The organism is Micromonospora sp. NPDC047730 (assembly GCF_043204765.1).
GTDB lineage: Bacteria > Actinomycetota > Actinomycetes > Mycobacteriales > Micromonosporaceae > Micromonospora.
The window spans coordinates 240,345-253,789 of record NZ_JBIDCU010000003.1 but is presented as its reverse complement, the minus strand read 5'-3'; the positions used below and the strand labels follow the sequence as shown (position 1 = coordinate 253,789).

The following is a 13,445-nucleotide window of genomic DNA, read 5'->3' as shown; positions in this document are numbered from 1 at the left end:
CCCCGGGTCAGCGGGTGGCGGCGCCGGCGCGGTCGCGGTGGCGGGCGCGCCGGCGGCGGGACTTCTTGACCGCCCACCAGACGATCATCACCACGAGGACGGCGACGATGCCGTAGTCGAACCAGTCGCTGTACCGCTCGATCCGCTGCCAGCGGGAGCCGAGGGCGTAGCCCAGGCCGACGAAGAGCGAGTTCCAGACGCCGCTGCCCAGCGTCGTGAAGGCGACGAACTCGGGCAGCGGCATGCGGTTGGCCCCGGCGGGGACGGAGACCAGGCTGCGCACCACCGGGATCATCCGGCCGAAGAGCACCGCCCACCGGCCGTGCCGCTCGAACCAGCGGTCCGCCCGCTCCAGGTCGTCCCGGTCGACCAGCGGCAGCCGGTCCAGCCAGCGCTTGAGCCGGTCCTCGCCGGCGACCGCGCCCAGCCAGTAGAGGACGAGCGCCCCCACGAGGGAGCCGGCGGTGGCGGCGAGGACCACCAGCACCACGTTGAACCGGCCCTCGCCGGCCAGGTAGCCGGCCATCGCCAGGACGATCTCGCTCGGGATCGGCGGGATGATGCTCTCCAGGGCGACCAGCAGCGCCACGCCGAACGCGCCGGCGGCATCGATGACCCCCGCCACCCATCCGGTCAGCCCGCCGAGCCGGGTCGGGTCGACGTTCTCGGCGAGTGCCATCGCGATCCTTTCGCCGGGGCCGGGGGATCAGAGTCCTCTACCCCGCGACCCGCCGGTCACACCTGCCCGTGGCCGGAGCCACGCCGGCTCAGCCCTCCGGGTGCAGCGCCGCGTCGGCGGGCCCCCGCCGCCACCCGGTGAACCGGATCCGCAGCCCCGCCCGGGTCGGGGAGCAGCAGTACGGCCCGGCCGTCGCCACCGCCTCCGGCGGCAGCGGGGCGAGCCGGACCAGCCGCCACGGCTCGCCGCCGGCCCGGGCCCGCACGGTGAGCGCGTCCCGGTCGCGGCTGACCCGGACGGTCACCTCCCGCCCGGCCCACTCCGGCACCGGGGCGACCGACCAGTCGGACACCTCCCGGGTCACCACGGCGCCGACCTGCGGCAGGCCGTCGCTGACCTCCACCCCGGCCTTCACCCAGTTCCGCTCGTCGACGCGGACCAGCACGCCGGCCTGGTCGAACTGCTCGCCGTAGTCGAGGTGGAAGGCCACCTCCACCGCGTCGCCGACGGGCAGCGGCGCGAGCAACGCCGGGGCGTCGTCGTGCACGAAGCCGTACGAGGTGTGCCGCCACAGGTCGCTGCCCCCGGCCGGCTCCACCAGCAGCCCGCCGGCCGGCCCGTGCTCGACCCGTACCGGCTCGTTCCACCACTCGCCCTTGGCCCAGTCGACTTCACGCGCTCCGTCTCCCATGCCGGCGACCGTACCGCCGTCCGGACCACGCGCCGCTGCCGCCCGGTCCCGCGTTTGCCGGACGCGGGGATCGGAGACATTAGGTCGGCATGGCTGACAGGTGGTATTCCGAGGCCGTCGTCTACTGCCTCGACATCGACACGTACGCGGACTCCGACGGCGACGGCGTCGGCGACATCAGGGGCCTGATCGGCCGACTCGACTACCTCGCCCGGCTGGGCGTCACCTGCCTCTGGCTGCACCCCATCCACCCGTCGCCCAACCGCGACGACGGCTACGACGCCACCGACTTCTACAACGTCGATCCCCGCTTCGGCACCCTCGGCGACTTCGCGGAGCTGCTGCACCAGGCGCAGAACCGCGGCATCCGGGTGATCATCGACCTGGTCGTGAACCACACCTCGGACGAGCACCCCTGGTTCCAGTCCGCCCGCTCCTCGCCGGACTCGCCGTACCGCGACTGGTACGTCTGGTCCGACCACGAGCCGGACGACCGCCACCAGGGCATGGTCTTCCCCGGCGAGCAGAACGAGACCTGGACCTACGACCGGACCGCCAAGGCGTGGTTCTACCACCGGTTCTACAAGTTCCAGCCGGACCTCAACTTCGCCAACCCGAAGGTGCGCGAGGAGGTCAAGAAGATCGTCTCGTTCTGGCTCCAGCTCGGCGTCTCCGGCTTCCGGATGGACGCCGTGCCGTTCATCATCGAACTGACCGAGGCGGGCAACCCGAACTCCCCGAAGGACTTCGACTTCCTCACCGAGCTGCGCCAGCACGTGCAGTGGCGCCGGGGCGACGCCGTCCTGCTCGCCGAGGCCAACGTGGAGCCCGACCAGCTACCGACCTTCTTCGCCGACGCCGGCGGCTCGGCGAACCGCCTGCACATGCTCTTCGACTTCATGCTCAACGGGCGGCTGATGCTGGCCCTGGCCCGGCAGGACCCGGAGCCGATCATCGAGGCGCTGCGGGACACCCCCGCGCTGCCCGAGGGTGGGCAGTGGGCCACCTTCCTGCGCAACCACGACGAGATCGACCTGTCCCGGCTCACCGCCGAACAGCGCAACCAGGTGTACGCGGAGTTCGGCCCCGACGAGAACATGCGCATCTACGACCGGGGCATCCGCCGCCGGCTCGCCCCGATGCTCGGCAACGACCGCCGGCGCATCGAGCTGGCGTACTCGCTCCAGTTCTCGCTGCGCGGCACGCCGGTGCTGCGCTACGGCGAGGAGATCGGCATGGGGGAGGACCTGTCGCTGCCCGGCCGGGAGGCGATCCGCACCCCGATGCAGTGGTCGTACCAGCCGAACGCCGGATTCTCCACGGCCGACCCGGAGAAGCTGGTCCGGCCGGTGGTCGACAAGGGCGAGTTCGGCTACGAGAAGGTCAACGTCACCGCCCAGCGCGGCGACCCCAGGTCGCTGCTCGCCTGGTTCGAGCGGATGATCCGTACGCTCCGCGAGGCCCCCGAGGTGGGCTCCGGCTCGACCACGCACATCGACGTGGCGATGCCGCCGGGCGTGCTGGCGCACCGGGCCGACGGGCGGACCGGGACGATGGTCTTCCTGCACAACCTCGGCACCTCCGACGCCGAGGTGGACCTGGGCACGCTGGAGCCGGAGGCGGACCTCCCCGTCGACGTCCTCGCCGACCGCAACTACGGCGGGGTCGGCAAGCTGGACCGCCTCAAGCTGGCCGGCCACGGCTACCGGTGGATCCGCCTCTGCCGGGGCCGCGGCCTGTAGCCCGGCCCCATGCCGACCGGTCGTCCACCCCACCTCGGCGGACGACCGGTCACTCCCGCCAGCCGGCCAGTTCGACCCCCTTGGCGAGTTCGACCCGGAAGCCCATGGTGATCTCGCCGCTCTCGCCCGGCCCGAGTCGCAGCCGCCAGGTCAGCTCGCCCAGCTCGGTACGCTCGGCCGGCGGCGGGACGACCGTGGCTTCCCGGACGACCACCGCCTCGTCGCGGGACACCGGAAGCTGGTCGCGTACCTCCACCGTCGCCGTCTGGGGCGTGTGGTTGGCGACGCTGATCCGGTACTCCACCTCCCGTCGCCGGGTCGAGCCGAGCGTGGCCCGGGTGTCGGCGCGCCGGCCCAGCTTCCGCTCCACCCGTACCCGGTCGTCCACCCCGAGCGCCAGTTCGGTCTCCTCACCCGGCGACCACGTCGACAGCCGGGTGGCCGCGACGAAGTCGGCGCCGTGGAAGACCGCCGCCGGGCCGGGGAGCAGCGTGTGCGCCGAGGTGTTGCGGACCGTCGCACGCAGGTGCGCCTCGGCCGCGCGGACCGGCGCGGTCACGTGGTCCAGCCGGGCCGGCAGCTCCAGCACGGCGATGGTGGCCCGGTGCGCGCTGCCGTCCGCCGGCACCGCGACCGGGCGGGCCGGCCGGTAGGTGGCGGCGGTGACCCCCTGCTCGACCGTGGCCACGCTCTCCCGCACCTTGGGACGCGGCGGGGCGGACCGGGCCGCACCATCCGCGGCGGCCGGCGCCGCGCCGGGCGCCGGCGGTGGCGGCAGCGCGCCGAAGCTCGCCGCCGACCTGGGCATCGGCGATACCGGCCGGACCCGGTCGAGATACCAGGGCGACAGTTCGGGTACGCCGGTCGCCGCTGCCGGGCGGGCGGTCGAGAGCTGGAGTTCGCACTCCGGCCAGTCCTCGCCGGTGTCCTGGCTGACCAGGCCGAACCAGGTGACGGTCATGGTGTCGTCGACCAGCCGCAGGTCGTAGGAGGGCTGCCAGCGGGCTCCGTCGACCAGGTAGGTCAGCTCCAGGTCCAGCTCGGCGTCGTCGGCGTCCACCGCCACGGTCACCTCGGCGGCCAGCCGGTCCGGTTCCCGCTTGCCGTTCGCCGCCGCCAACTGTCGCTCGACGGCCGCCAGCTCCTCGGCCAGGTCGGCACGTCGCCGGGCCAACCCGCGCCGCCGGCTGCGGGAGTCGGTGAGCTGGCCGGCCACCGAGTCGGCGAAGCTGGCCACGTCGGCCGGGGCGGCGTCACCGGAGGCCAACGCGCGGGCGTACGTGCCGCCGGCCCGCTCGGCCAGCCGGCCGATGAACTGCCCCCGCTGCGCCTCGATCTCGTCCGCGTCGTCGACCTTGGCCAGCTCGTCGGCCAGCTCCCGGCTCCGCTGCTCCAGCTCGCGGACCTGCCCGTCGGTGCTGCGTGCCTGCCGCCACGTCGTCACGTCCACGCCGAGCACGGTGACCGCGCCCCGGCCGCCGACCCGTACCGAGTCCCGCCGCAGGCCCAGCGGCAACGGTGCGACACGTACGCGGTGCTCACCTGCGGCCAACCGGGTGCTGCCCCGGCGGGTGACCCGGGCCCGGTCCGGGTAGACGGTGACACCGGCGACGGGTGCTTCGATCTCCACTGCGTTCACGGCGGCGACGGTAGCCGAACCGTGCTCGTAACCCCGGCAGGCCGCGGCGGGATGTCGGCAGGACCGGCGTCCCGCGCCCGGCAGGCACGCCGTACGCCTGGGTTAAGCTCCTCCGATCGAGCGGAAGTTACCGGGAGGTAGGCATGTCGGAGGAACAGCGGGTCGCCATCGTCACGGGGGCGGCGCGGGGGATCGGGGCGGCCACCGCCCGCCGGCTGGCCGCCGACGGCCTCGCGGTCGCGGTGGTCGACATCGACGAGTCGGCGACCAAGGACACGGTGGACGCGATCGCCGCCGCCGGTGGCCGGGCGCTTGGCGTCGGCGCCGACGTGTCCGACCGGGCCCAGGTCGAGGCGGCCGTGGAGCGGGTCGCCGCCGGGCTGGGCGCGCCGACCGTGCTGGTGAACAACGCCGGCGTGCTGCGCGACAACCTGCTGTTCAAGATGAGCGACACCGACTGGGACACGGTCATGGGCGTGCACCTGCGCGGCGCGTTCCTGTTCAGCCAGGTGGCCCAGAAGCACATGGTCGAGCAGAAGTGGGGCCGGATCGTCAACCTCTCCAGCACCTCCGCGCTGGGCAACCGGGGCCAGGCGAACTACTCCGCCGCGAAGGCCGGCCTCCAGGGCTTCACCAAGACGCTCGCCATCGAGCTGGGCCCGTTCGGGGTGACCGTCAACGCGGTCGCGCCCGGCTTCATCGTCACCGACATGACCGCCGCCACCGCCGCCCGGATGAAGGTCGACTTCGACGACCTCCAGAAGCACGCCGCGGCGGAGATCCCGGTCCGCCGCCCCGGCCGGCCGGAGGACGTCGCGCACACCATCTCGTTCCTGGTCAGCGAGGGAGCGTCGTTCGTCTCCGGCCAGGTCGTCTACGTCGCCGGCGGCCCCAAGGACTGACCCCGCCCCCACGTCCCACCCCGTCCCGGCGAGGCGGGGTGGGTCAGGTGCGGGCGGTGCGGGTGCGCCAGAGCCAGAGCAGGCCGAGCACCGGCAGGACCAGCGGGATGTAGCCGTACCCGCTGCCGAACCGCGACCAGACCGTCTCGTCCGGGAACAGCTCCGGGTCGGCCACGCTGAGGATGCCGACGCCGAGCACCCCGGCCAGCTCCACCGTGCAGCACGCCAGGGCGACGCGCCGGCCGGCGGCACCCGCACGCGCCAGCCCCACCGCCGCGACGATGTAGATGGCCGCGGCGAGGGCCGAGAGCAGGTACGCCACGGGGGCCTCGTCGAACCTCGTGGCGATCTGGAGGCCGGCGCGGCTGGTGGCGGCGATCGCGAAGAGCAGGTAGACCGCGATCAGCAGCCGTCCCGGGCCGGCGTTGGTCCGCGTCCGTTCCGGGGCCCGCACCTCAGCCACCCAGCACCTCCCACGTCTGTTGCAGCCGCACGACGACCACCGGCGTGACCAGGCAGACCGCGCAGACGATGGCTGAGCCCCAGCGGGTCGGCTCCATCCGGGCCAGCACCCAGGCCAGCGGCGGCAGGCAGACCAGCGTCGCCAGGTAACCGAAGAAGGCCCCCGGCTCCCCGGGGCGCTCGCCGCCGCCGAGGGCGACCCCCGCCACCACCGCGAGCACGAGCAGCGCCGCCTCCAGCAGGGCCAGACCGGCGAACTGCACCCGGTCCGGCGCGCGATGGCGCAGCGTCGCCACCAGGGCCCAGGCGGCGACGAGGAGCGAGAGCACGATCGATGCGGTCGCGAGGAGCCCGTCCACCGGCGAACCGGCCGAGGCTGCGCTGGTCATCGGGGCCACCCGGGGCTCGCTTCGGTCACCGGCACAGCCTACTAACCCGCGTAGTACACCCCGCCACCCGCCGCCCCGGACACCTGGAATAGGCCCGGTCACACGGGCGGGCGTCGGGGCGGGCGACTAGCGTGGACCGGGGCCGCGGGGTGCTGCCGTGGCGCGACGACGACGGTGGGGGTTCTCGTGGTGCGGTTCGGGTTGTTCGGCACCGGTCACTGGGCGGCGCAGACGCACGGCGCGGCGCTGCACGCGCACCCGGGGGCCACGATCGCCGGGGTGTGGGGCCGCGACCCGCGCAAGGCCGCCAGCCTGGCCGACCGCTACGGGGCGCCGGCGTTCACCGACGTCGACGCACTGCTCGACGCCTGCGACGCGGTCGCGGTGGCCCTCCCGCCGGACGTCCAGGCCGACATCGCGACCCGCGCGGCGGCCGCCGGCCGGCACCTGCTGCTGGACAAGCCGCTCGCGTTGAGCGTCGCCGACGCCGACCGGGTGGTCGACGCCGCGCAGGCGGCCGGCGTCGCCTCGGTGGTCTTCTTCACCGGCCGCTACCAGCCGGACATCGCCGCCTTCCTGGCCTCGACCGCCGCCGTCGGCGGGTGGCACACCGCGAAGGCGGTCCGGTTCGGCTCGATCTTCCAGCCGAGCAGCCCGTACGGCGCCTCGCCCTGGCGGCGGCAGTACGGCGCGCTCTGGGACATCGGCCCGCACGCGCTGTCGGTCATCCTGCCGGTGCTCGGCCGGGTCACCCGGGTCGCCGCGATGGACGGGCCGCGCGGGCTCGTCCACCTGCTGCTCACCCACGACGGGGGAGCGACGAGCACGATCTCGCTGACCCTGGACGCCCCGCCCGAGGCGGTGAGCCGGGAGTTCGTCTTCTACGGCGAGAACGGCGTCGAGACCGTCCCGGCCGGCGAGGGCGACTCGGCCACCGCGTTGGGGGTGGCGATCGACCAGTTGCTGGAGGAGATCGGGTCGGGCACCCGGGACCACCGCTGCGACGTGCGCTTCGGCCGCGAGGTCGTCGCCGTGCTCGCCGCCGCCGAGACCGCCCGCGCCGAGGGCCGCACCGTCGACCTGCCGGCCTGAGGGCCGCACCGTCGACCTGCCGACCTGAGGCGGAAAAGCGGTCGCCGGTCGGCGACGACGGAGCTAGGGTCGCGGGCATGTCCGCGCACGCTCTGATCGAGGGGGTCGGCACGCCGGCCGCCTTCGGGCCACTGCTGGCCCGCCTGCGAGTCCGGCGTCCGGCCCTGGCCGGCGCGACCCGCGACTGATCCCGCACCGCACGCACGGCGCCCTCCGCCCGGTCCTGGCCGGGCCCTCGGCGCCGCCCCACCGCCGCCCCGGGTGACACCCCGGGGTGGTGCCGCCGTCGGCGCCACCCCGGTCACCCGCCCGGGTGACGTGCCGCGCGCTACCCCGGTCTCCGGCCGGGCGGTGGCGTGCCGCACCGACCCCGGTCTCCGGCCGGGCGGTGGGTGCCGCCGTGCGCCGCCGACCCGCAGTCCCCGCGCCACGCCCACGGCCGTCCGAGTCCACTCTTCCCTCGGACAGGCCCCCTTCCGGCTGCCTGTCCGCACCGTCGCCGCACGGCGACAGACAGGACGACGACCCGTGGCGCCCCGCCGTACCCGAGCAACCGAACGCGACCGCTCCCGGCGCGTACTCTCCCAGAACTTCCTCGTCGACCCGGCCGCGATCGCCCGGCTGGTGCACGCCGCCCGACCCCGGCCCGACCGGCTCCTGCTGGAGGTGGGCGCCGGCCGGGGCCAGCTCACCCGGCCGCTCGCCGCCCGCTGCCGGCACCTGATGGCGTACGAGGTGGACCCCGCCGCCGGCGCCGAGTTGGCCAGGGTCTGCGCCGGCCTGCCGAACGTCACCCACCGCCAGACCGACTTCCTGACCGCGACGGCTCCGCCGGAGGAGTTCGACGTGGTCGGCAACATCCCCTGGTCGCTCACCTCGGCCGTTGTGCGGTGGTGCCTGGCCGCGCCCGGGCTGCGCGCGGCGACCCTGCTCACCCAACTCGAGTACGCCCGACGGCGCAGCGGCGACTACGGCCGGTGGACCCGGCTCACCGTCCTGACCTGGCCGGAGTTCGGCTGGCGGCTCGCCGGGCGGGTGCCCCGCACCGCTTTCCGCCCCGTGCCCGGGGTGGACGCCGGCATGCTGCGCGTCGAGCGGCGGCCGGAGCCGCTGCTGGCCGAGTCGGCGCTGCCCGCGTACCGGCGGATGGTGGAGATCGGCTTCGGCGGGGTCGGCGGCTCGCTCGCGGCCTCGCTGGGCCGGCACCACCCGCGGGCGCGGCTGTCGGCGGCGCTGCGGGCGACGCGGCTCGACCCGGCCACCCCGGTCGGGCACGTCTGGCCGGAGCAGTGGCTGGTGCTGTTCCGGCTGCTGCACGCCAGGTGAGCCGGCCAGCCGCTGGAGTGTGGCGTGCAGTCGTGCCGCGGGTCAGGCCAGCGTGTTCAGGGCCTCGCTCAGCTCGGCGGGGGAGCCGAACTCCTCCGTCGGCAGGGACCGGAGCATCTGGAGCATCTCCGTGCTGACCCCGTTCTCCTGGCCCCAGCGGACCAGGTCCTCCCGGGAGACCGGGTAGTCGAGCCCGGCCAGGTACTCCTGCAACTGCACGCCGGTGACGGTCATGCCGACGGGCTACCCGCTCAGCCCGACGGCACACCGCCCGTGCCTCCCGGGTCCCGGGCCCCCACGCCCCGCTCAGGTCCGGTCCCGCGCGGCCCACGTCGCGCGGGACCGGCGGGGGTGCCGCCCCGCTCGCCGGCCGGCGGTTTGCCCGGCGACACGCCGGGTAGCCGCCTGCCATGCTGGTTCAGCGGCTCGGCGCGCCGAGCGACTTCGACCCGTTGCTGGAGCGCGTCCGGGACGCCCGGATCGTGATGATCGGTGAGGCGACGCACGGCAGCTACGACTACTACCGGCTGCGCGAACAGCTCACCCGCCGGCTGATCGCCGAGTGTGGCTTCTCCTTCGTCGCCGTGGAGGGGGACTGGCCCGACTGCGACCGGGTGCACCGGTCCGTGACGGGCGCCCCGGGCGGGGCCACCGAGCCGCGCATGGCGCTGGAACGCTTCGAGCGGTGGCCGACCTGGATGTGGGCGAACGCCGAGGTCTCCCGGTTCTGCAGTTGGCTGCGGGCGTGGAACGTCGAACGGCCAGCGGACGCCCGGGCCGGCTTCCACGGCCTGGACGTCTACAGCCTGTGGGAGTCGATGCAGGCGATCTTCGACTACCTCGGCGAGGAGGACCCGGCGTCGCTGGAGGCGGCGCAGGACGCGTACCGCTGCTTCGAGCCGTACGGCAAGCGGGTCGAGGAGTACGGCGCGGCCAGCCGGTTCGTCTCGGCGCGCTGCGAGGAGGAGGTCGTCCGGCTGCTGGCGCGTACCCGCGAACAGGCCGCCGCGGACGGCCCGGACAGCTTCTCGGCCTGGCAGAACGCGGAGGTGGTGGCCGGCGCGGAGCGCTACTACCGGGCCATGGTCCGGGGCGGCCCGGAGTCGTGGAACGTCCGGGACACCCACATGGCGGACACGCTGGACCGGCTGCTGGACCGCTACGGCCCGGGCTCGCGGGGGATCGTCTGGGCGCACAACACACACATCGGGGACGCCCGGGCCACCGACATGGCCGCCGACGGGCTGATCAACATCGGTCAGTTGGCCCGTGAGCGGCACGGGGCCGACGACGTGGTCCTGGTCGGCTTCGGCGGCTACCGGGGCACGGTGATCGCCGCGCCGCGCTGGGGCTCGCCGGCCGAGGCGATGGTGGTGCCGCCGGCCCGCCCGGGCTCGGTCGAGGGCCGGCTGCACGAGCTGATGCCGGAGCGGGCGGTGCTCGTCTTCGGCGGCGCCGACCAGCCGGTCTGGGTCACCGACACCGTCGACCACCGGGCGATCGGGGTGGTCTACGACCCGTCGTTCGAGTCCTGGGGCAACTACGTGCCGACCCGGCTGGGGGAGCGCTACGACGCCTTCGTCTGGTGCGACGAGACCACCACCCTGCACCCGCTGCCCGCCCTGACCACGCCCGGCGAGATGGAGACCTACCCGGCCGGCGTCTGACCGGCCGGGTAGGCGTCGGGCGGGTCAGGCGCGGGGGGTCACCGGGATCTTCTCGTCGAGGTGGGCGCGCAGGCCCTCGCCCTCGATGTCGACGTTCGGCAGGGCCCTGTCCAGCCAGCGCGGCAGCCACCAGGCTGCCCGGCCGAGCAGCGACATCACCGCCGGGACGATCGTCATCCGCACCACGAACGCGTCGATGGCGACGCCGATCGCGAGCGCGAAGCCCATCGACTTGATCACCGGGTCGTCGAGGAACACGAAGCCGCCGAACACCGAGATCATGATCAGGGCGGCGGCGGTGACCACCCGGGCCCCGTGCCCCATCCCGTTGATGGTCGCCTGCTGCGCGGTGTCGCCGTGCACGAAGTCCTCCCGCATCCGGGAGACCAGGAAGACCTCGTAGTCCATCGCCAGCCCGAACAGGATGCCGATCAGCAGGATCGGCAGGAAGCTGACCAGCGGGCCGGGCGTGTCCAGGCCGACCAGGTCGGCGAGGTGGCCCTGCTGGAACACCGCCACGGTGATGCCGAACGTCGCGGCGACGGTGAGCAGGAAGCCCAGCGCGGCCTTGACCGGCACCAGCAGCGAGCGGAAGACCAGCATCAGCAGCAGCACCGAGAGCCCGACCACCAGCAGCAGGTAGACCGGCAGGGCGTCGGCGAGCTTCTCGGAGACGTCGATGCCGATCGCGGTCGCGCCGGTCAGCAGCACGTCCACGTCGCGGAACCCGCCGACCGCGGCCCGGACGTCGTTGACCAGCGTCTCCGTGGCCTCGTCGGTCGGCCCCGTCTTCGGCACCACGCCGAGCAGCGCGGTGCGGCCGTCCGGGCTGAGCTGCGGCGGGGCCACCGCGAGGACGTTCTCGGTGCGCTGGATCAGCGCGGTGACCTGCGGGACGGCGGCCGAGGTGGCCTGCGGGGTGTCCCCGGCGACCACCACCGCGAGGCGGCCGGTGAAGCCCGGCCCGAAGCCCTCGGTGATCAGGTCGTTGGACGCCCGGGCGGGCGAGCCGACGGGCGCGGTGCCCGCGTCGGGCAGCGCCAGCCGCATGTCCGGCGTGGGCAGCGCGAGCAGGCCCAGCCCGAGCAGCCCGACCAGGATGACGGGGATCCGGAACCGGGTGACGGCGCGCGCCCAGCGGAACCCGAGCCCGGACCGGTTCTTGGCCGCTGACGCCGCGGCGCCGTCGACCGCCCCGTCCCCGGCCGGCACGGACGAGCGCAGCCTGCGGGAAAGCACCCGGCGGCCGGCGAATCCGAGCAGGGCGGGCTGGAGCGTGATCGCGACGAGCACCGCGACGGTGACCGTGGCGGCGGCGGCCAGACCCATCACGGTCAGGAACGGGATGTTGACCACGGCCAGGCCGGCCAGCGCGATGACCACGGTGGCCCCGGCGAAGAGCACGGCCGAGCCGGCGGTGCCCACCGCGCGGCCCACCGCCTCGTCCGGCGGCAGCCCCTCGATCAGGTTCTGCCGGTAGCGGGAGGTGATGAACAGCGAGTAGTCGATGCCGACCGCGAGGCCGAGCATCAGGGCGAGGATCGGCGCGGTGCTGGTCAGGTCGACCACGCTGCTCAGCGCGAAGAGGCCGGCCATGCCGACGCCCACGCCGATCAGGGCGTTCAGCATGGTCATTCCGGCCGCCACCAGCGACCCGAACGTGACCACCAGGACGATCGCGGCGATCGCGACGCCGATCGCCTCGGTCGAGCCGACCTCCGGCACGGCGCTGAGCACCTCGCCGCCGGGCGCGACCTCCCAGCCCTGGGCCTCGGCCCGCGCGCCGACCTGCTCGTACGCGTCGCGTTGGGCGTCGGTCACCTCGTCGGCTCCGGTGGCGAACTGGACCTGGACCAGCGCGTACCGGCCGTCGGGGGAGACCGCCCCCACCTGGAACGGGTCGACGGCGCCGACCACCCCGGGCAGCGTCGCGGCCTCCTGGGCGAGTTCCTTCACCACGGCCTGCCCCTGTGGGCTGCCGAGCGCGCCGTCGGCCGGTGCCTTGACCGCGATGGTGCCGGTCGCGCCGCTGGCCGCCGGGAACTGCTCGGCGAGCAGGTCCAGGGCGCGCTGGGACTCCGTGCCGGGCATGGTGAAGTTGTCCGCCATCGGGCCGCGCAGGGTCGCGGCGGCGAGGCCGAGTCCGACGAGTACGACGAGCCAGATCGCCGCGACGAGTCGCCGCCGGCGCATCGAGCCCCGGCCGAGCCGGTAGAGCAGGGTCGCCATGAGTTCCTTGTCCTCGGTCGTGGTGGTTGGGAACGAGTCAGTCGACGGGCTCCAGCGCCCGTCGTACGAGTGTCAGCAGGGCGGCGCGCAGTTCCTCGTCGGGTACGTCGACGAACTCGCCGCACGTCTCGGCGATGCCGGCGAGCAGCACCAGCGCGGTGATCCGGGCGGAGGGGCGCTCCGGGTGCCCGGCGAACGCGTCGATCAGCTGCTCGGAGATCCGCTGGACGTGCGCGAAGGCGGGCTGCTGGAGCAGCTCCGGGAACTCGCCCCGGATCAGGGCGATCTCGCGCCGGAACCGGACCGCGAGGTCGACGAAGCCCTCGGCGGCGACCCGCTGGGCGTCCGCCCCCCGGTGCGCGGCGATCCGCTCGCCGAGCGCCTGGAGGACCTTCATGGGCCGGGCCATCAGCTCGGTGAGGATGGCCTCCTTGTTGGCGAAGTGGTAGAGCACCGCCGCCTTGGAGCAGCCCACCTCCCGGGCGATGTCCTGCAACGAGGTGCCCCGGTAGCCGGTCACCGCGAAGCGTCGCGCCGCCGCCGCCAGGATGTCGTCGTGTGTCTCCGGTACCGCCCGCACCATGCCGGTCCACCTCCCCGAACCAGCATGCCTGACCGATCGGTCAG

Annotated in this window: 12 protein-coding genes and 2 pseudogenes; 5 read left to right on the top strand and 9 right to left on the bottom strand. The window is 74.4% G+C overall.

The genetic code is table 11. The features are described from left to right. Window positions 1-7: 7 nt before the first annotated feature. Both ACGF5G_RS10470 and ACGF5G_RS10465 read right to left on the bottom strand, forming a co-directional pair. The gene (locus ACGF5G_RS10470; RefSeq protein ID WP_393261117.1) at window positions 8-679 is read right to left on the bottom strand and encodes a DedA family protein; all 672 of its coding nucleotides are present in this window, start codon (window positions 677-679) and stop codon (window positions 8-10) included. Window positions 680-767: 88 nt separating this feature from the next. After that, the gene (locus ACGF5G_RS10465) at window positions 768-1,370 is read right to left on the bottom strand and encodes a DUF1349 domain-containing protein (protein WP_393261115.1); all 603 of its coding nucleotides are present in this window, start codon (window positions 1,368-1,370) and stop codon (window positions 768-770) included. An 89-nt stretch (window positions 1,371-1,459) separates the two neighbouring features. Here ACGF5G_RS10465 and ACGF5G_RS10460 point away from each other — a divergent pair, with 89 nt between their 5' ends. Continuing rightward, window positions 1,460-3,112, top strand: coding sequence for an alpha-amylase family protein (locus ACGF5G_RS10460; RefSeq protein WP_393261112.1), 1,653 nt, complete (start codon window positions 1,460-1,462; stop codon window positions 3,110-3,112). A 49-nt stretch (window positions 3,113-3,161) separates the two neighbouring features. Here ACGF5G_RS10460 and ACGF5G_RS10455 read toward each other — a convergent pair whose 3' ends face one another. Next, window positions 3,162-4,751, bottom strand: coding sequence for a mucoidy inhibitor MuiA family protein (locus tag ACGF5G_RS10455; RefSeq protein ID WP_393261109.1), 1,590 nt, complete (start codon window positions 4,749-4,751; stop codon window positions 3,162-3,164). A 143-nt stretch (window positions 4,752-4,894) separates the two neighbouring features. Between ACGF5G_RS10455 and fabG the strand changes: the two genes are divergently transcribed. Beyond that, entirely contained in the window at window positions 4,895-5,653 is a 759-nt protein-coding gene (gene fabG, locus ACGF5G_RS10450; RefSeq protein WP_393261106.1) for a 3-oxoacyl-ACP reductase FabG, read from the top strand. Here fabG and ACGF5G_RS10445 read toward each other — a convergent pair. Continuing rightward, window positions 5,626-6,116 (bottom strand): annotated as a pseudogene (locus ACGF5G_RS10445) (hypothetical protein). The gene fabG and the pseudogene ACGF5G_RS10445 sit on opposite strands and share 28 nt — an antisense overlap. Next, on the bottom strand, window positions 6,109-6,504 hold the full coding sequence (locus ACGF5G_RS10440) for a hypothetical protein (RefSeq protein WP_350703661.1): 396 nt from the start codon (window positions 6,502-6,504) through the stop codon (window positions 6,109-6,111). Before ACGF5G_RS10440 ends, ACGF5G_RS10445 begins: the two are co-directional and overlap by 8 nt. 186 nt (window positions 6,505-6,690) lie before the next feature. On the opposite strand from ACGF5G_RS10440, the gene ACGF5G_RS10435 reads away from it, so the two are divergent. Then, complete coding sequence (locus ACGF5G_RS10435) at window positions 6,691-7,596, top strand: Gfo/Idh/MocA family protein (protein ID WP_393261669.1); 906 nt, start codon at window positions 6,691-6,693, stop codon at window positions 7,594-7,596. A gap of 528 nt (window positions 7,597-8,124) precedes the next feature. Further along, window positions 8,125-8,922, top strand: coding sequence for an ErmE/ErmH/ErmO/ErmR family 23S rRNA (adenine(2058)-N(6))-methyltransferase (gene erm / locus ACGF5G_RS10430; protein WP_393261104.1), 798 nt, complete (start codon window positions 8,125-8,127; stop codon window positions 8,920-8,922). Window positions 8,923-8,964: 42 nt separating this feature from the next. Here the strand turns inward: erm and ACGF5G_RS10425 are convergent, their stop codons facing one another. Continuing rightward, complete coding sequence (locus ACGF5G_RS10425; RefSeq protein ID WP_393261101.1) at window positions 8,965-9,156, bottom strand: DUF2795 domain-containing protein; 192 nt, start codon at window positions 9,154-9,156, stop codon at window positions 8,965-8,967. A gap of 176 nt (window positions 9,157-9,332) precedes the next feature. Between ACGF5G_RS10425 and ACGF5G_RS10420 the strand changes: the two genes are divergently transcribed. Further along, window positions 9,333-10,589, top strand: coding sequence for an erythromycin esterase family protein (locus ACGF5G_RS10420; protein WP_393261099.1), 1,257 nt, complete (start codon window positions 9,333-9,335; stop codon window positions 10,587-10,589). Window positions 10,590-10,613: 24 nt separating this feature from the next. On the opposite strand, the gene ACGF5G_RS10415 is transcribed toward ACGF5G_RS10420, so the two are convergent. The 3 genes and pseudogenes from ACGF5G_RS10415 to ACGF5G_RS10405 all read right to left on the bottom strand — a co-directional run bounded on the left by ACGF5G_RS10415 (window position 10,614) and on the right by ACGF5G_RS10405 (window position 13,401). Beyond that, window positions 10,614-11,525: an MMPL family transporter gene (locus ACGF5G_RS10415; protein ID WP_393261667.1), complete on the bottom strand. Its 912-nt coding sequence runs from the start codon at window positions 11,523-11,525 to the stop codon at window positions 10,614-10,616. A 27-nt stretch (window positions 11,526-11,552) separates the two neighbouring features. Continuing rightward, window positions 11,553-12,818: pseudogene (locus ACGF5G_RS10410) on the bottom strand (MMPL family transporter); the annotation flags it as partial. A gap of 37 nt (window positions 12,819-12,855) precedes the next feature. Further along, window positions 12,856-13,401, bottom strand: coding sequence for a TetR/AcrR family transcriptional regulator (locus ACGF5G_RS10405; protein WP_393261098.1), 546 nt, complete (start codon window positions 13,399-13,401; stop codon window positions 12,856-12,858). Window positions 13,402-13,445 lie beyond the last annotated feature (44 nt).